Origin of the sequence: Streptomyces sp. NPDC006368 (assembly GCF_040612535.1) — a bacterium.
Lineage (GTDB): Bacteria > Actinomycetota > Actinomycetes > Streptomycetales > Streptomycetaceae > Streptomyces.
Map to the genome: position 1 here is coordinate 339,588 of NZ_JBEXQK010000002.1, position 17,039 is coordinate 356,626.

A 17,039-nucleotide genomic window follows, 5' to 3' on the forward strand; every position below is an offset into this window, starting at 1 on the left:
GACTGCGTGTCGTCTCACACACCCGAACCTGCGGGCACGGAGTCGGTGGCCTCCGTCCACAGGTCCTGCTCGGCGCGATCCGCCTGGATCTGGCGGTACACGAGGAGCCCGCCGATGGCGGCCAGTGCGACCAGGAGAATCTTCTTCACCGCGCGACCTCGTCTTTCGTTGACGTAGGAGACCTTCTGGCGCCCGACTATACACACCGGCCGATATCGTTCGGTGACCTATGTCCGCCACAAAATGACGTCAAAGCGCGCCGAAGTACACCAAAGCGATCGGCCCGGACGGAGTGTCTCCGTCCGGGCCGATCGTCACTGTGGGGCTAACAGGATTTGAACCTGTGGCCTCATCCTTATCAGGGATGCGCTCTAACCAACTGAGCTATAGCCCCTCCGCGCTGCGCGCTGACCTCTGAAGATTAGCGCACGGAGCGGCGAGTTCCCAAATCGCCGGGACCCGCGGTCCCGAGGGACCTACTCGTCCTCGGCGAGCGTGAGCTCGACCCCGCCCACGAAGCCGGCGGACAGGTTGTAGATGAAGGCGCCCAGCGTCGCCAGCGCCGTGGCCAGCACCACGTCGATGACCGCGATCACCGACGTGAAGATCAGCACGCGCGGCAGCGACAGGAAGGCCTGCAGGTCGAAGCCGTTGTTCTCGTTGGAGCCGGTGGCCTCGCTGATCGTGCCGCCGACGGTCGAGAAGACGCCCATCGCGTCCATGACCATCCACAGCACCGCCGCGGCCACCACCGTGCAGATTCCCAGCGCGATGGAGAGCAGGAAACTGACCTTCATCACCGACCACGGGTCGGCCTTGGCCACCCGCAGTCTCGCCTTGCGCGTACGGGGCATCGTCTGCACCCCGGTACGGGGCCGGCGCATCGCGCCGCCACCCGTGCCACCTCCGGAGCCGCCCGTGCCGCCGCCCTGGGCGGCGTACGCCTGCGGCGGGTGGTACGGCTGCGCCGCCTGCTGCGGGGCGGCGGACCGCTCGCCGGGCAGCGCCCCCTTGTCATACGTCGTCACCGTAACCCCCTGGGAGTCCGTGGCTGGGCCACGGGCACCGCTCGATCCGGAAGCGGCCGATCCGGCGCCCGTGGCTCCACTCACGCTTTACTCCTCATGCTCCCCGGCCGACGGCTCCGTACCCCCGGCGGCCTCGGCCATCACCTCGGTGCCTTCGGCGGCACCTTCGGTTTCTTCGATTCCTTCGGTCCCGTCGACCTCTTCGGCCTCGCGACCCGCCTCGGCGTTACGAGCGATGCCGACGACGGCATCGCGCTTGCCCAGATTGATCAGTTGGACGCCCATGGTGTCACGGCCCGTCTCCCTGACTTCATTGACTCGCGTACGAATCACACCACCGGACAGTGTGATGGCGAGGATTTCGTCCGTCTCCTCCACCACCAGCGCGCCGACGAGCGAACCGCGGTCCTCCACGATCTTGGCAGCCTTGATGCCGAGACCGCCACGCCCCTGGACGCGGTATTCGTCGACGGCGGTGCGCTTGGCGTACCCACCGTCCGTCGCGGTGAACACGAACGTACCCGGCCGGACCACATTCATCGAGAGCAGTTCGTCGCCCTCGCGGAAACTCATGCCCTTCACACCGGAGGTGGCACGCCCCATCGGGCGCAGGGCGTCGTCCGTCGCGGTGAACCGGATGGACTGCGCCTTCCTGGAGATCAGCAGCAGATCGTCCTCCGCCGACACCAGCTCCGCGCCGATCAACTCGTCGTCGCCGCCGTCCTCCTTCTCCCGGAGGTTGATGGCGATGACACCGCCGGAGCGCGGGGAGTCGTAGTCCTTCAGCGGCGTCTTCTTGACGAGACCGGCCTTGGTGGCGAGGACCAGGTAGGGCGCCGCCTCGTAGTCACGGATCGCGAGGATCTCGGCGATCTGCTCGTCCGGCTGGAAGGCCAGCAGATTGGCGACGTGCTGACCGCGCGCGTCCCGGCCGGCGTCCGGCAGTTCGTACGCCTTGGCGCGGTACACCCGGCCCTTGTTGGTGAAGAACAACAACCAGTGGTGCGTGGTGGAGACGAAGAAGTGGTCGACGATGTCGTCTTCCTTGAGCTTCGTGCCGCGCACGCCCTTGCCGCCGCGCTTCTGCGAGCGGTAGTCGTCCGTCTTCGTCCGCTTCACATAGCCGCCACGCGTGATCGTGACGACGATGTCCTCCTCGGCGATCAGGTCCTCCATGGACATGTCGCCGTCGAAGGGCACCAGCTTGGAGCGGCGGTCGTCGCCGAACTTCTCGACGAGCGCGGCCAGCTCCTCGCTGACGATCTGGCGCTGGCGCGACTCGGACGCCAGGATCTGGTTGTACTCGTTGATCTTCGCCTGGAGCTCGTCGTGCTCGGCGACGATCTTCTGGCGCTCCAGGGCGGCGAGCCGGCGCAGCTGCATCTCGAGGATGGCGTTGGCCTGGATCTCGTCGATCTCCAGCAGCCCCATCAGGCCCTCGCGCGCGACCTCGACGGTGTCGCTGCGCCGGATGAGCGCGATGACCTCGTCGATCGCGTCCAGCGCCTTGAGCAGGCCGCGCAGGATGTGCGCCCGCTCCTCCGCCTTGCGCAGGCGGAACCTCGTACGCCGGACGATGACCTCGATCTGGTGCGTCACCCAGTGGCGGATGAACGCGTCGAGCGAGAGCGTGCGCGGCACACCGTCGACGAGCGCCAGCATGTTGGCGCCGAAGTTCGTCTGGAGGTCGGTGTGCTTGTAGAGGTTGTTGAGGACGACCTTGGCGACCGCGTCCCGCTTGAGCACGATGACGAGCCGCTGTCCCGTACGGGAGCTGGTCTCGTCCCGTACGTCCGCGATCCCGCCGATCTTGCCGTCCTTCACGAGGTCGGCGATCTTCTGGGCGAGGTTGTCCGGGTTGACCTGGTACGGGAGCTCGGTGACCACCAGGCACTGGCGGTTCTGGATCTCCTCGACCTCGACGACCGCGCGCATCGTGATGGAGCCGCGGCCGGTGCGGTACGCCTCCTCGATGCCCTTGCGGCCCACGACCAGCGCGCCGGAGGGGAAGTCCGGGCCCTTGATCCGCTCGATGAGCGCGTCGAGGAGCTCCTCGTGCGTGGCTTCGGGGTGCTCCAGAGCCCACTGGGCACCGGACGCGACCTCGCGGAGGTTGTGCGGCGGGATGTTGGTCGCCATGCCGACCGCGATACCGGCCGAGCCGTTGACCAGCAGGTTGGGGAAGCGCGCCGGCAGGACCGTCGGCTCCTGGTTCCGGCCGTCGTAGTTGTCCTGGAAGTCGACGGTCTCCTCGTCGATGTCCCGGAGCATCTCCATGGACAGCGGCATCATCTTGCACTCGGTGTACCGCATGGCGGCGGCCGGGTCGTTGCCCGGGGAACCGAAGTTGCCGTTGGAGTCCACCAGCGGCATCCGCATCGACCACGGCTGGGCCAGGCGGACCAGGGCGTCGTAGATCGAGGTGTCGCCGTGCGGGTGGTACGTACCCATGACGTCACCGACGACGCGGGCGCACTTGTAGAAGCCCTTCTCGGGCCGGTAGCCGCCGTCGTACATCGCGTACAGCACGCGGCGGTGGACGGGCTTGAGACCGTCCCGCACGTCGGGCAGGGCTCGCGACACGATGACGGACATCGCGTAGTCGAGGTAGGAGCGCTGCATCTCGGTCTCGAGCCCGACGGGCTCGACACGGAGGCCCACACCGGGGACGGTGGGCTCCTCTTCGGGCGTCACAGCGGCAGGGGTGTTCTCGTCGGCCATTGCTGGTCTTCAGTCCTTTCGTACGGTCAGCTGAGACCGACTCAGATGTCGAGGAAGCGGACGTCCTTGGCGTTGCGCTGGATGAACGAGCGCCGCGCTTCGACGTCCTCACCCATCAGCACCGAGAACAGGTCGTCGGCCTGGGCCGCGTCGTCCAGGGTGACCTGGCCGAGCACCCGGTGGTCCTGGTCCATGGTGGTGATGCGCAGCTCCTCGGCGTTCATCTCGCCGAGACCCTTGAAGCGCTGGATGGAGTCCTCGCGGATGCGCTTGCCGTTCTGCTTCCCGAGCTCGACGAGCGCGTCGCGCTCACGGTCCGAGTACGCGTACTCGAAGTCGTCCCGGCCCCACTTGATCTTGTACAGCGGCGGGCGGGAGAGGTAGACGTGCCCGGCCTCGACCAGCGGCCGCATGAAGCGGAAGAGGAAGGTCAGCAGCAGGGTGTTGATGTGCTGGCCGTCGACGTCGGCGTCCGCCATGAGGATGATCTTGTGATAGCGGAGCTTCTCGATGTCGAAGTCCTCGTGGACACCGGTACCGAAGGCCGAGATCAGGGCCTGGACCTCGGTGTTCTGGAGGATCTTGTCGATCCGCGCCTTCTCGACGTTCAGGATCTTGCCGCGGATGGGCAGGATGGCCTGGTACATCGGGTTTCGGCCGGACTTCGCCGAGCCGCCGGCGGAGTCACCCTCGACGATGAAGATCTCGCACTTGGTCGGGTCGTTCGACTGGCAGTCCGACAGCTTGCCGGGGAGGGAAGCGCTCTCCAGCAGCCCCTTGCGGCGGGTCAGGTCACGCGCCTTGCGGGCCGCGACCCGGGCGGTGGCCGCCTGGATCGACTTACGGATGATGTCCGTGGCCTCGTTGGGGTTGCGGTCGAACCAGTCGTTGAGGTGCTCGTGCACGACCTTCTGCACGAAGGTCTTCGCCTCCGTGTTGCCCAGCTTGGTCTTGGTCTGGCCCTCGAACTGCGGCTCGCCCAGCTTGACGGAGATGATCGCCGTCAGACCCTCGCGGATGTCCTCGCCGGTGAGGTTGTCGTCCTTCTCGCGCAGCAGCTTCTTCTCGCGCGCGTAGCGGTTGACGAGACCGGTCAGCGCGGCGCGGAAGCCCTCTTCGTGCGTACCGCCCTCATGCGTGTGGATGGTGTTCGCGAAGGAGTACACGCCCTCGGTGTACTGCGAGTTCCACTGCATCGCGATCTCGACCGCGAGCATCCGCTCCTTGTCCTCGGCGTCGACCGAGATGACCGTGGGGTGGATGAGCTCGCCCTTGCGCGAGTTGAGGTACTTGACGAAGTCGACGATGCCGCCTTCGTAGTGGTACGAGACGGTCCTCGCCGGCTGCTCCTCCGCCGTCTCCGCGGCGTCGGGGTCGTCGGCGTTCATCGTGGCCTTCGCCGACTCGCGCTCGTCCGTCAGCGAGATGCGCAGGCCCTTGTTGAGGAAGGCCATCTCCTGGAAGCGGCGCGAGAGCGTCTCGAAGGAGTATTCGGTCGTCTCGAAGACGTCCGGGTCCGCCCAGAAGGTCACCGCCGTACCCGAGTCCTCGACCGCCTCGTGCCGGGCGAGCGGCGCGGTGGGCACACCGAGCTTGTAGTCCTGGGTCCAGCGGTGGCCGTCGCGCTTGATCTCGACGGAGAGCCGCGAGGACAGCGCGTTGACGACGGACACACCGACACCGTGCAGACCGCCGGAGACGGCGTAGCCGCCACCGCCGAACTTGCCGCCCGCGTGCAGGACGGTCAGCACGACCTCCACGGCGGGCTTCTTCTCGATGGGGTGCATGTCAACGGGGATGCCTCGCCCGTTGTCCACGACCTTGACGCCACCGTCCGCGAGGATGGTCACGTCGATGGTGTCCGCATGCCCGGCCATGGCCTCGTCGACGGAGTTGTCGACGACCTCCTGCACCAGGTGGTGAAGTCCACGCTCACCGGTGGAGCCGATGTACATGCCGGGCCGCTTGCGGACCGCGTCCAGACCCTCGAGGACGGTGATCGCGCTGGCGTCGTACAACGAGGTGACCTCGCCGTTCTCCCCGGCAGCTGTGGACGGAATGTTCTCGTTGGGGTTGCCGGAATCGGCCACGAAGCGCCCTTTCTGGCACAGCACAAGCCGTCTCTCCGGGCATCCGGGAGCGGCTGCATCGTTCGACATGTTCCGCAGTGGGCGGGATTACTTACCAGTGTACCGGTGGCGCTGACACTCATGGGGGTTTGCCGGTACCTGAGTACGCATGTGCCGCCCTGAACCGGCGCCGACCGACTCCCCATATCCGGGAAGGGGCTCCAGGAGGCTCACGCCGCCACTCAGCGCTTCGACCTGTCAACCTCCAGCAATGGTGACGGCCACCTCACTCGACCCCGTGACCGAGGCCCCTGAGCGAGGCCCATGGCCGGGTTCCGGGCCGGGTTCCGGGCCGGGCGCCGGGCGCCCGGGAGCTCGCGATCGGCACGCGGCGGCTTCGTGCAGCGGACAGGCCGTGGGGGAGGGGCGAAGCCGAACCGGCGCCCCGGCGGAGACATGCGCGTCACAGCACCGCCCGACGGGCGGAGGCAGGGGTGCGAGGCCGGATCGCCGGTCCCGGGAAGAGGACGGGGACGGGACGGGACGGGCGGGGACGGGGACGGGCGGGGAGGCAAACGGCCCGCGCCCACCTCAGCCGTACGTGTCCCCCGGCCCCGTACTCCCCGGCGCCCGCAACGGCCCGTACCCTCGCCGCGGCCCGCCCGGCCCCAAGACCTTGATCACCCGCACCGTCCCATGGCCCAGGTCCTCGTTCAGCCGCGCGACCAGCCGCGGCGCCAGCAGCCGCAGCTGTGTGGCCCACGCGGTGGAGTCGCACTGCACGGTGAGGACCCGTTCCTCCGGGTCCTCGTCGTACCGCAGCGGCACGCAGTGCTTCGCCAGGTCCTCACCCACGATCTGCGGCCACCGGCCCATCACACCGCCGACCGCCGCCGGCGTCTCCCACCCGCGTTCGGTGATCAGCCGGTTGATCGCGGCGCCCAGTGGCAGCGGGTCCCGCCCGTCCGCCCGCGCCCCGGAGCGGAGCCCGCCACCCCGGCGGGCCTGCTTCTTCTGCTGCGCCGCGGCGCCCCGCGCCCTCGCCTGTTCCTTAGCCGCGCGCAGCGCGACCCGCGCCAGGTCGACACCCGACGGCTCGGGCACCTGCACCGGTACCCGCTCCGGCCCACGGTCGGTCGTCACAGCCGTTCCACCGCCCCGTCGGCCACCGCGTACCGCGCGCCCGCCAGGACGCCCGGCACATCGTCGTCGACCGCGGCCGTCACCAGTACCTGCTCGCCCGGCGCGACGAGCTCCGCCAGCCGCTCCCGCCGTCGCGTGTCCAGCTCGGCGAAGACGTCGTCGAGGACGAGCACCGGCTCATTGCCCTCGGCGCGCAGCAGGTCGTAGGAGGCCAGCCGCAGCGCCAGCGCGTACGACCAGGACTCGCCGTGGCTGGCGTACCCCTTCGCGGGCAGCTCGCCAAGTTTGAGTACCAGGTCGTCACGGTGCGGCCCGACGAGGGTGACGCCCCGCTCGATCTCCTGCTTGCGCACGTCGGCCAGCGCGCCGAGCAGCGCCTCGTACAGCGCCTCACGCCCGTGCACGTCCGCGCCGACCGGCCCGCGGTACTCCAGCGACACCGGCCCGCCCCCGGGCGCCAGCTGTTCGTACGCCTTGTCCGCCAGCGGCTGCATCGTCGCGATGAGGTCCAGCCGCTGCGCCAGCAGCTCCGCTCCCGTGCGGGCCAGATGCTGGTCCCACACGTCGAGCGTGGACAGGTCCATCGAGCGCCCGCCGTGCCGCCGGGCCATCGCCGCCGACTTCAGAAGGGTGTTGCGCTGCTTGAGGACCCGTTCGTAGTCCGACCGCACACCCGCCATCCGCGGCGAACGGGCGGTGATCAGCTCGTCGAGGAAGCGGCGCCGCTCACCGGGATCGCCCTTGACCAGTGCCAGGTCCTCCGGCGCGAAGAGGACGGTCCGTACGATGCCGAGCACATCGCGCGGCCTGACCTGCGACGACCGGTTGACGCGGGCCCGGTTCGCCCGCCCGGGATTGAGCTCCAGCTCGACGAGCTGGGACCGCTCGCCCTGCGTGACGGCCGCCCGGATGATGGCCCGCTCGGCGCCCATCCGGACGAGCGGCGCATCGGACGAGACCCGGTGGCTCCCGAGCGTCGCCAGATAGCCGACGGCCTCGACGAGATTGGTCTTGCCCTGACCGTTCGCGCCGACGAAGACGCCGACGCCCGGATCGAGCGGGACCTCGACCCGGGCGTACGAGCGGAAGTCGGCCAGCGACAGATGCGTGACGTGCATGGTGTGCGCCGACCTTCCCCCGGCATGCCGTGCGCCGCCGGGCGGTGCACAGCCTGTGGATTTACTTCTTGGACTCGACCGCGTGGCCACCGAACTGGTTGCGCAGCGCGGCGATCATCTTCATCTGCGGCGAGTCGTCCTGACGGGACGCGAACCGCGCGAACAGCGACGCGGTGATCGCCGGCAGGGGCACCGCGTTGTCGATGGCCGCCTCGACGGTCCACCGGCCCTCGCCGGAGTCCTGGGCGTAGCCGCGCAGGCCTTCCAGGTGCTCGTCCTCGTCCAGCGCGTTGACCGCCAGGTCGAGCAGCCAGGACCGGATGACCGTACCCTCCTGCCACGAGCGGAAGACCTCGCGCACGTCCGTGACGGAGTCGACCTTCTCCAGCAGCTCCCAGCCCTCGGCGTAGGCCTGCATCATGGCGTACTCGATGCCGTTGTGGACCATCTTCGCGAAGTGGCCGGCGCCGACCCTGCCCGCGTGGACGGACCCGAACTCGCCCTCCGGCTTCAGCGCGTCGAAGATCGGCTGGACCTTGGCGACGTTCTCGGCGTCACCGCCGTACATGAGCGCGTAGCCGTTCTCGAGGCCCCAGACGCCGCCCGAGACACCGCAGTCGACGAACCCGATGCCCTTGGCGCTCAGCTCCGCGGCGTGCTTCTCGTCGTCCGTCCAGCGCGAGTTGCCTCCGTCGACGACGATGTCGCCGGGCGAGAGCAGCTCGGCCAGCTCGTCGATCGTGGACTGCGTCGCGGCACCCGCGGGAACCATGACCCAGACGACGCGCGGGCCCTTGAGCTTGCTCACCAGCTCTTCGAGGCTGTGGACATCGGCGAGGTCCGGGTTGCGGTCGTATCCGATGACGGTGTGACCCGCGCGGCGGATGCGCTCGCGCATGTTGCCGCCCATCTTGCCGAGACCGACGAGACCGAGCTCCATCAGAGTTTTCCTCAATCGTTGTGTGCGAGTTCGTACCCGCGTCCGAGACTACGCCCGGACGCGGGCGCACACCTGTGGGGTCAGGCGCTCACACTGCAGGTGCGTCAGCCGCTCAGCCGCACCGGCATGATCAGGTACTTGTACGCCTCGTCCGCCTCCGCGTCGACCGCCGGCTTGCCGCTCAGCAGCGCGGGCTTGGTGGAGGTGGTGAAGGAGAGCTGGGCGACCGGGGAGTCGATCGCGCTCAGGCCGTCCAGGAGGAAGGTCGGGTTGAAGGCGATCGAGATGTCGTCGCCCTCCAGCTGCGCGTCGACACGCTCCACAGCCTGTGCGTCGTCGCTGGAGCCGGCCTCCAGGATGAGCACGCCCTGCTCGAAGGAGAGCCGGACCGGGGTGTTCCGCTCGGCCACCAGCGCCACACGCTTCACGGCCTCGACGAACGGCGCCGTCTCGATCACCGCCACCGAGTTGAACTCGGTCGGGAACAGCGTGCGGTACTTCGGCAGGTCGCCTTCGAGCAGGCGGGTGGTGGTACGCCGCCCGGCGCCCTCGAAGCCGATCAGACCCTCGCCCTTGCCCGAGCCGGACAGCGCCAGCGTGACCGTGTCGCCGCTGGTCAGCGACTTGGCCGTGTCGAGCAGCGTCTTGGCGGGCACCAGGGCGACCGCGGAGGCGTCCGGGGATTCCGGCTTCCACAGGAACTCGCGCACCGCGAACCGGTAGCGGTCGGTGGAGGCCAGCGTGACCGTGTCGCCCTCGATCTCGATGCGCACGCCGGTGAGAACGGGCAGGGTGTCGTCGCGGCCGGCCGCGATGGCGACCTGGGCGGCGGCGGAGGCGAAGATCTCGCCGGGCACGGTGCCGGTCGCCGACGGCATCTCCGGCAGCGCCGGGTACTCCTCCACAGGCAGGGTGTGGAGGGTGAACCGCGAGGAGCCGCAGACCACGGTCGCCCGTACACCGTCTGTGGAGATCTCCACCGGCCGGTTGGGGAGGGCGCGGCAGATGTCGGCGAGAAGGCGGCCGGAGACGAGGACGGTGCCGTCCTCCTCCACCTCCGCCTCGACCGAGACCCGTGCGGAGACCTCGTAGTCGAAGCTGGAGAAGCTGAGCGCGCCGTCCTCGGCCTTCAGAAGAAGGCCCGCGAGTACGGGCGCGGGCGGACGGGCCGGGAGGCTGCGGGCCACCCAGGCCACCGCCTCCGCGAGTACATCGCGCTCCACCCGGATCTTCACCGGAACCGCCTCCTGCTGTTGCTGGCTCTTCGTCGACTGCGGGACCCAGTCTGACGCACGCCGCCGACAGTCGGTGCGGCTCGGGGTCAAGTCGTGACGAGAGGCGGCAGGCGCTCCGGGCCCCAGTTGTGCACAGGCCCTTCTTCGAAGCCAATTCCCCGGTAACTCTTAGTGGGAGTAGTAGTAGGGCCTGTGGAAACGGTGGATAACGTCGTCCTCGCAGGTCACGCCCGGTTTTTTGTCCACCGCGCCTGTGGGCGGTGCCCGTGGACAACTCGGGTCTTCTGTGGACGCCCGAAAGTTCTGCACAGGCGATGCACAGCCCATGGGGAGTTCTCCCCAGTGCCGTCCCCAGTTTTACCCCGCTTCCCCACAGCCCAACCCAGCACCTTGGTGTGACGGCTTTCACTCGCGCCGGTGAGCCCGGGCGTTTCGTTGCCGAACAGTGGACAGCGGTGTGGAGAAGCTGTGGATCACGGAGCCCCCCCTGTGGGCCGCCGGTGGACAACGTCATTCACAGCCTGTGGACGATTTCTGTGTCCACAGGCTGTGGAGGAAGCTCGGCCACAATTCCACAAGCAGGTGACCTGCGGGGACGCCGTGCGTCCAGCCTTCCCTGTGGAGGAGATCTGGACAACTCACGAGCCCACAGGCTGTGGATCGGAGAACGTCACCGAATCTGTGGAGAACCGCCCGCGCGCCGGAGATATTCGAACACCCACAGGCGGGGACGAGGGCGCGGACAGCCCGCGAACGGCCCCGAAGCGGGCGGTACGACGCCATCGGAGCGACCTCGGACGGGCCGGTACGGCAGCACGGGGCGCCGCGCGGAAGGCCGCCGGGAGAGCCGGAGGACGACGAAGGGCGCCCCGGGACCGAGTCCCGGGGCGCCCTTCATCCGTGTGCCGCTCCGTGCCGCCACGTCGCCTCGCGTGCGGCTGTGCGGGCTGCGCGCGCCGTGCTGTACGCCCGTGCCCGCTACCGCGGGTCAGCCGTTCTTGATGCGGTTGGTCAGCTCGGTGACCTGGTTGTAGATGGAGCGCCGCTCCGCCATCAGCGCGCGGATCTTGCGGTCCGCGTGCATCACGGTCGTATGGTCACGCCCGCCGAACTGCGCGCCGATCTTCGGCAGTGACAGGTCGGTCAGCTCGCGACACAGGTACATGGCGATCTGGCGCGCCGTCACCAGCACCCGGCTGCGCGACGAGCCGCACAGGTCCTCCACCGTCAGCCCGAAGTAGTCGGCGGTGGCCGCCATGATGGCGCCGGCCGTGATCTCCGGAGCCGCATCCTCACCACCCGGAATCAGATCCTTCAGGACCCCCTCGGTCAGGACCAGGTCCACCGGCTGGCGGTTGAGGCTGGCGAACGCCGTCACCCGGATCAGCGCGCCCTCCAGCTCGCGGATGTTGCGCGAGATGCGGGAGGCGATGAACTCCAGGACCTCCGGCGGGGCGTTGAGCTGCTCCTGCACCGCCTTCTTACGGAGGATCGCGATCCGCGTCTCCAGCTCCGGCGGCTGCACGTCGGTGGTCAGGCCCCACTCGAACCGGTTGCGCAGCCGGTCCTCGAGCGTCATCAGCTGCTTGGGCGGCCGGTCCGAGGACAGCACGATCTGCTTGTTGGCGTTGTGGAGCGTGTTGAAGGTGTGGAAGAACTCCTCCTGCGTCGACTCCTTGCTCGCGAGGAACTGGATGTCGTCGACGAGCAGGATGTCCACATCGCGGTAGCGCTTGCGGAACGTGTCGCCCTTGCCGTCGCGGATGGAGTTGATGAACTCGTTGGTGAACTCCTCCGAGCTCACGTACCGCACCCGCGTGCCGGGGTACAGGCTGCGCGCGTAGTGCCCGATCGCGTGCAGCAGATGCGTCTTGCCGAGCCCCGACTCCCCGTAGATGAAGAGGGGGTTGTACGCCTTCGCCGGCGCCTCGGCGACCGCGACGGCGGCCGCGTGCGCGAACCGGTTGGACGATCCGATGACGAAGGTGTCGAACAGGTACTTCGGGTTCAGACGCGCGTGCTGCTCGCCGGGACGGCCGGTCCCGGCCCCTCCGGTCGCCCCGGACCCGCCCCCCATGCCGCCGGCGGAGGACTGCGCGTCCTGCATGTCCCGCCGGTCGCCGCGCTGCTGCTCGTACGTCGCGTGCGGTCCGCCGTGCTGCCCGTGCTGGCCGTGCTGCCCGTGCTGGCCGTGCTGGCCGTGGTCGGGACCCTGCGGGCCCCGGTAGTCGTGGTGCGGCTGCTGCGGGCGGGCCGTCGCGTACGGGTCGCGGTCCTGGAAGCCCCCGAGCCGGGGCTGCTGCCACGCCAGGTCCTCCTGGGTACGCGGCCAGGCGCCGGGCTCGGGGCGCTGCTGGTACTCGGGGTAGGCCGGCCGCGCGGTCGGCAGCCCGTCGTCGGGCATGGACCGGTGACCGTGCCCGTAGTCGTCGTAGCGGGGCTGCTGCTGGGCGGGCGGTGCCGGCGGGGCGGGGGGCTCCCCCGCGGAGTCGTCGACGGTGATCGCGATCCGGATGGGCCGGCCGCACTCGCGGCTGAGGGTGTCGCTGATCAGCGGGGCGAGCCGGCCCTCCAGGACGCGCTTGCCCCACTCGTTGGGGACGGCGAGGAGGGCGGTGTCGGCCACCAGGGCGAGCGGCTGGCAGCGCTCGATCCACTGTTTGTCCTTGGGCTCGATGCCCTGCTGGCCTTCGCCGAGGAGCTGCTCCAGCACTCGTGGCCACACTGCGGCAAGATCAGCAGGTACGTCAGCCACAAGGCACGCTCTCTCACAGGTCCCACGAATGTGTGGTTCTCGGGACGGGATGGGAAGGACAGGCAGGAAAGGAATCCGAGTTCAGCCACGGTAGTCGCGGCGGCTTGCGAGGTTCAAGTTGTTGTCCACAGCCTGTGCATAGTGAGGTCCCGGCGTGGGGCTGGTTTGACCGGATGGCGTAGCCGCGCGTACCGTAACCAGGTCGAGTTGTCGATGGCTGCTGCCGCCTGCCTCCGATGGGCAAAGATCACGGTCAGTGATCGTGAAGCGGTGCACTCGGGCGTATTGCGAGCTACTCGTGGGCGCACGGTGACAGCCAGGCGATGTCCCGCCACCAACGAATCATTTCTGGAGCCCCCGAGTGAGCAAGCGCACCTTCCAGCCGAACAACCGTCGTCGTGCCAAGACCCACGGCTTCCGCCTGCGCATGCGCACCCGTGCCGGCCGCGCCATCCTGGCGAACCGCCGCAGCAAGGGTCGCGCCAACCTGTCCGCCTGATCGCTTAAACAGGTCATGACGTGCTGCCTACCGAGAATCGGCTGAGGCGGCGCGAGGACTTCGCGACCGCGGTTCGTCGAGGGCGCCGGTCAGGCCGGCCGCTCCTCGTCGTCCATTTTCGAAGCGGTGCAACGGACCCGCACGCGTCAGGGGAGAGTGCTCCCCCGACACGTGCGGGTTTCGTCGTCAGCAAGGCCGTGGGTGGCGCGGTCGTCCGCAACCAGGTGAAGCGCCGACTGCGGCACCTGATGCGCGACCGGCTCCCCGTTCTGCCCCCCGGTAGCCTGGTGGTAGTACGGGCGCTGCCCGGAGCGGGCGACGCCGACCACGCACAGCTGGCCCGAGACCTGGATGCCGCCCTTCAGCGGTTGCTGGGAGGGGGCACGCGATGAAGTACCCGCTGCTGGCTCTGATCAAGCTGTACCAGTGGACGATCAGCCCGTTGCTCGGGCCCGTCTGCCGGTACTACCCGTCGTGCTCCCACTACGGATTCACGGCCATCGACCGGCACGGCGCGGTGAAGGGCACAGCCCTGACCGCCTGGCGCATTCTGCGGTGCAATCCGTGGTCGCCGGGTGGCGTGGACCACGTTCCCCCTCGTAAGCGCCCGCGCTGGCACGAACTGCTGCGCGACGCGCTGCGCGGCGGCAAGGGCGGGCACTCCGCCGAGACGAGCCCGGCCGCAGAGACCTCGCCCAATGCTCAAGGAGCCTGATTAGTGGACACGATTGCCAGTCTGTTCAGCTTCATCACCACACCTGTCTCGTGGATCATCGTCCAGTTCCACAAGCTGTACGGGGCGATGTTCGGCCCCGACACGGGCTGGGCCTGGGGTCTGTCGATCGTGTCCCTGGTGGTGCTGATCCGGATCTGCCTGATCCCGCTCTTCGTGAAGCAGATCAAGTCGACCCGGAACATGCAGGCGCTCCAGCCAAAGATGAAGGCGATCCAGGAGCGCTACAAGAACGACAAACAGCGTCAGTCCGAAGAGATGATGAAGCTGTACAAGGAGACGGGCACCAACCCGCTCTCCTCGTGCCTTCCCATCCTGGCGCAGTCCCCGTTCTTCTTCGCCCTCTACCACGTGCTGTCGAAGATCGCCTCCGGCGACGAGATCGGCGTGCTCAACAAGAGCCTCGTGGACAGCGCCCGTGAGGCCCACATCTTCGGCGCTCCGATCGCCGCGAAGTTCATGGACGACCCGGGCAAGGTCGAGGCGCTCAACGCCTCGCTGGTGGATGTCCGCATCGTCACCGCGATCATGATCATTATGATGTCGCTGTCGCAGTTCTTCACGCAGCGCCAGCTGATGCAGAAGAACGTCGACCTGACGGTCAAGACGCCGTACATGCAGCAGCAGAAGATGCTGATGTACATCTTCCCGATCATCTTCGCCGTGATGGGCATCAACTTCCCGGTCGGTGTCCTCGTCTACTGGCTGACCACCAACGTGTGGACCATGGGCCAGCAGATGTACGTGATCAACCAGAACCCGACCCCGGGCAGCAAGGCGCAGGACCACTACCTGCAGCGTCTGGTGAAGAGCGTCACCGCCCACGGTGAGGTCCGCGGCCGGCGCCGTCGCAGCGTCGTCCAGGCGATCGTCGCCAAGGGACCGGACCGCAACGACAACGAGCGCAAGTTCATCTCCGCCCTCGCCAAGGCCGGGTTCACCGCGCAGGCCGATGGCAGTGTGCAGAAGGTCGACCCCGCTACCGCCGAGGCCGAGAACGCCGCGGCGACCCGGCGCCAGCAGCCCAAGCGACAGCCCAAGGCCAAGCGGCAGGCGGGGGCGGCCCAGCCGTCCACGGCGAAGACCTCCCTGGAGAAGACCTCCCTGGAGAAGACCGACGCGCCGCAGGACGCCACGTCGAACCAGCAGGCCAAGCCCGCCGCCGGTGCCGCCCGCCAAGCCAAGTCCGGACAGCGCAAGGGCCAGCAGCGGCCCAAGCACCCGTCGTCCAAGAAGTAAGAAGGAGTCCATCCGTGACGGAAGGCACCACCTCCGCCGCCGAGGGTGGCGACACCCTGACCCGCCTCGAGCAGGAAGGCGAGATCGCGGCTGACTACCTCGAGGGTCTTCTCGACATCGCCGACCTCGACGGCGACATCGACATGGACGTCGAGGCTGATCGCGCAGCTGTCTCGATCATCAGCGACACGAGCACCCGTGACCTGCAGAAGCTGGTGGGCCGTGACGGCGAGGTGCTGGAGGCCCTCCAGGAGCTGACGCGTCTCGCCGTGCACCGGGAAACCGGCGATCGCAGCCGGCTGATGCTGGACATCGCCGGCTTCCGCGCCAAGAAGCGCACCGAGCTCGCCGAGCTGGGCGCCCGGGCCGCGAACGAGGTCAAGAGCACGGGCGAGCCGGTGAAGCTCCAGCCGATGACCCCGTTCGAGCGGAAAGTCGTCCACGACGCGGTGGCCGCCGCCGGCCTGCGCAGCGAGTCCGAAGGCGAGGAGCCCGAGCGCTTCGTCATCGTGCTCCCCGCCTGAGCCCCACTTCCCGTCGGCCCCGTCTGTGCGCAGGCGGGGCCGATCTTTGTCAGCCTGATAGTCAGCACACTGGTGCGGTAACGCGGTACGGAAGGACGGTTCCCGTGACGGAGGCAGAAGAGCTTCCCCATGCGCCTCAAGAAGCGCGGACGGTTTTCGGCGAGTTCTTCCCGGAGGCTGTGCGGTACGCGGAGCTCCTGGCGGACGCGGGAGTCAAGCGCGGTCTGATCGGCCCTCGCGAGGTGCCGCGCCTGTGGGAGCGCCATCTGCTGAACTGCGCGGTGCTCTCCGAGGTCGTACCCGAGGCTGTGACGGTGTGCGATGTCGGATCCGGGGCCGGTCTGCCCGGCATCCCCCTCGCGCTGGTGCGCCCGGACCTGAAGATCACCCTGCTGGAGCCGCTGCTGCGGCGCACGAACTTCCTCCAGGAGGTCGTCGAGCTGCTGGGCCTCGACCATGTGACCGTGGTCCGTGGCCGCGCCGAGGAGATGCTCGGCAAGCTGCCGCCGGTCCATGTGGTCACGGCCCGCGCGGTGGCACCGCTCGACCGGCTCGCGGGCTGGGGCGTTCCGCTGCTGCGCCCGTACGGGGAGATGCTTGCGCTGAAGGGCGACACCGCCGAGGAGGAGCTCCTGGGCGCCCGGGCGGCGCTCAGCAAGCTGGGTGTCGTGCAGACCTCGGTGCTGCACGTCGGTGAGGGCATCGTCGACCCGATGTCCACCGTCGTACGGGTGGAGGTCGGGGAAAGCCCCGGCGGGGTTCGGTTCGCCACCAAACGGGCCAAGGCCGCGAGGACCTCGCGGCGCCGTCGCTGACGGCAGGGTCGGCGCGCCGGGCCAGCCGCGGCCTTGCCGGGTCGATCCGCCCGTCACCCTGGTGGTTGATCCTTGCTGGGTTGATCCTCATACGTACGCATTTCGGAGTGTCGTGACGCTCTCCCCATGCGGCGAGTGCATCAATGTTTCACGTGAAACGTCGCTCACTGCTGCAGGGAATCATCAGCCGCGGCCGTGCGGCTGCCGCGCCGCGCGACCG

15 protein-coding genes and 1 tRNA gene are annotated in these 17,039 nt (G+C 68.6%); 6 read left to right on the forward strand and 10 right to left on the reverse strand.

Annotation, left to right across the window (positions count from 1 at the left end):
• Nucleotides 1–14: 14 nt before the first annotated feature.
• From ABZZ38_RS03430 to dnaA, 10 genes are all read right to left on the reverse strand, one after another.
• Nucleotides 15–149 carry a DLW-39 family protein gene (locus ABZZ38_RS03430; RefSeq protein WP_251415102.1) on the reverse strand — a complete coding sequence of 45 codons (135 nt, stop codon included), beginning with the start codon at nucleotides 147–149 and terminating at the stop codon, nucleotides 15–17.
• A gap of 171 nt (nucleotides 150–320) precedes the next feature.
• Nucleotides 321–394, reverse strand: a tRNA-Ile gene (locus ABZZ38_RS03435).
• 82 nt (nucleotides 395–476) lie between these two features.
• Nucleotides 477–1,028, reverse strand: a complete 552-nt coding sequence (locus tag ABZZ38_RS03440) for a DUF3566 domain-containing protein (protein ID WP_356735205.1) — start codon at nucleotides 1,026–1,028, stop codon at nucleotides 477–479.
• 87 nt (nucleotides 1,029–1,115) lie between these two features.
• The gene (gene gyrA, locus ABZZ38_RS03445; protein ID WP_356735207.1) at nucleotides 1,116–3,749 is read right to left on the reverse strand and encodes a DNA gyrase subunit A; all 2,634 of its coding nucleotides are present in this window, start codon (nucleotides 3,747–3,749) and stop codon (nucleotides 1,116–1,118) included.
• A gap of 41 nt (nucleotides 3,750–3,790) precedes the next feature.
• Nucleotides 3,791–5,863: a DNA topoisomerase (ATP-hydrolyzing) subunit B gene (gyrB, locus tag ABZZ38_RS03450; protein WP_356735208.1), complete on the reverse strand. Its 2,073-nt coding sequence runs from the start codon at nucleotides 5,861–5,863 to the stop codon at nucleotides 3,791–3,793.
• Between the two features lie 546 nt (nucleotides 5,864–6,409).
• The gene (locus ABZZ38_RS03455; RefSeq protein ID WP_356735210.1) at nucleotides 6,410–6,961 is read right to left on the reverse strand and encodes a DciA family protein; all 552 of its coding nucleotides are present in this window, start codon (nucleotides 6,959–6,961) and stop codon (nucleotides 6,410–6,412) included.
• Nucleotides 6,958–8,079 carry a DNA replication/repair protein RecF gene (gene recF, locus ABZZ38_RS03460; RefSeq protein ID WP_356735212.1) on the reverse strand — a complete coding sequence of 374 codons (1,122 nt, stop codon included), beginning with the start codon at nucleotides 8,077–8,079 and terminating at the stop codon, nucleotides 6,958–6,960. Before recF ends, ABZZ38_RS03455 begins: the two co-directional genes overlap by 4 nt.
• A gap of 61 nt (nucleotides 8,080–8,140) precedes the next feature.
• Complete coding sequence (gene gnd / locus ABZZ38_RS03465; protein WP_356735214.1) at nucleotides 8,141–9,019, reverse strand: phosphogluconate dehydrogenase (NAD(+)-dependent, decarboxylating); 879 nt, start codon at nucleotides 9,017–9,019, stop codon at nucleotides 8,141–8,143.
• A gap of 104 nt (nucleotides 9,020–9,123) precedes the next feature.
• Entirely contained in the window at nucleotides 9,124–10,254 is a 1,131-nt protein-coding gene (dnaN, locus tag ABZZ38_RS03470) for a DNA polymerase III subunit beta (RefSeq protein WP_356735216.1), read from the reverse strand.
• Nucleotides 10,255–11,242: 988 nt separating this feature from the next.
• Nucleotides 11,243–13,009 (reverse strand): chromosomal replication initiator protein DnaA, encoded by a 1,767-nt coding sequence (gene dnaA / locus ABZZ38_RS03475; RefSeq protein ID WP_356735218.1) that lies wholly within the window; start codon nucleotides 13,007–13,009, stop codon nucleotides 11,243–11,245.
• Between the two features lie 361 nt (nucleotides 13,010–13,370).
• Here dnaA and rpmH point away from each other — a divergent pair, with 361 nt between their 5' ends.
• The 6 genes from rpmH (at nucleotide 13,371) to rsmG (ending at nucleotide 16,819) form a co-directional block, all read left to right on the forward strand.
• The gene (gene rpmH, locus ABZZ38_RS03480; protein WP_018846094.1) at nucleotides 13,371–13,508 is read left to right on the forward strand and encodes a 50S ribosomal protein L34; all 138 of its coding nucleotides are present in this window, start codon (nucleotides 13,371–13,373) and stop codon (nucleotides 13,506–13,508) included.
• A gap of 20 nt (nucleotides 13,509–13,528) precedes the next feature.
• Complete coding sequence (gene rnpA, locus ABZZ38_RS03485; protein WP_356735220.1) at nucleotides 13,529–13,900, forward strand: ribonuclease P protein component; 372 nt, start codon at nucleotides 13,529–13,531, stop codon at nucleotides 13,898–13,900.
• Entirely contained in the window at nucleotides 13,897–14,223 is a 327-nt protein-coding gene (yidD, locus tag ABZZ38_RS03490; RefSeq protein ID WP_356735222.1) for a membrane protein insertion efficiency factor YidD, read from the forward strand. The genes rnpA and yidD overlap by 4 nt, the downstream gene beginning before the upstream one ends.
• Before the next feature lie 3 nt (nucleotides 14,224–14,226).
• Nucleotides 14,227–15,480: a membrane protein insertase YidC gene (gene yidC, locus ABZZ38_RS03495; protein WP_356735224.1), complete on the forward strand. Its 1,254-nt coding sequence runs from the start codon at nucleotides 14,227–14,229 to the stop codon at nucleotides 15,478–15,480.
• A gap of 14 nt (nucleotides 15,481–15,494) precedes the next feature.
• Complete coding sequence (locus ABZZ38_RS03500) at nucleotides 15,495–16,004, forward strand: R3H domain-containing nucleic acid-binding protein (protein ID WP_356735226.1); 510 nt, start codon at nucleotides 15,495–15,497, stop codon at nucleotides 16,002–16,004.
• Nucleotides 16,005–16,108: 104 nt separating this feature from the next.
• Complete coding sequence (gene rsmG / locus ABZZ38_RS03505) at nucleotides 16,109–16,819, forward strand: 16S rRNA (guanine(527)-N(7))-methyltransferase RsmG (protein ID WP_356735228.1); 711 nt, start codon at nucleotides 16,109–16,111, stop codon at nucleotides 16,817–16,819.
• Nucleotides 16,820–17,039: the final 220 nt, after the last annotated feature.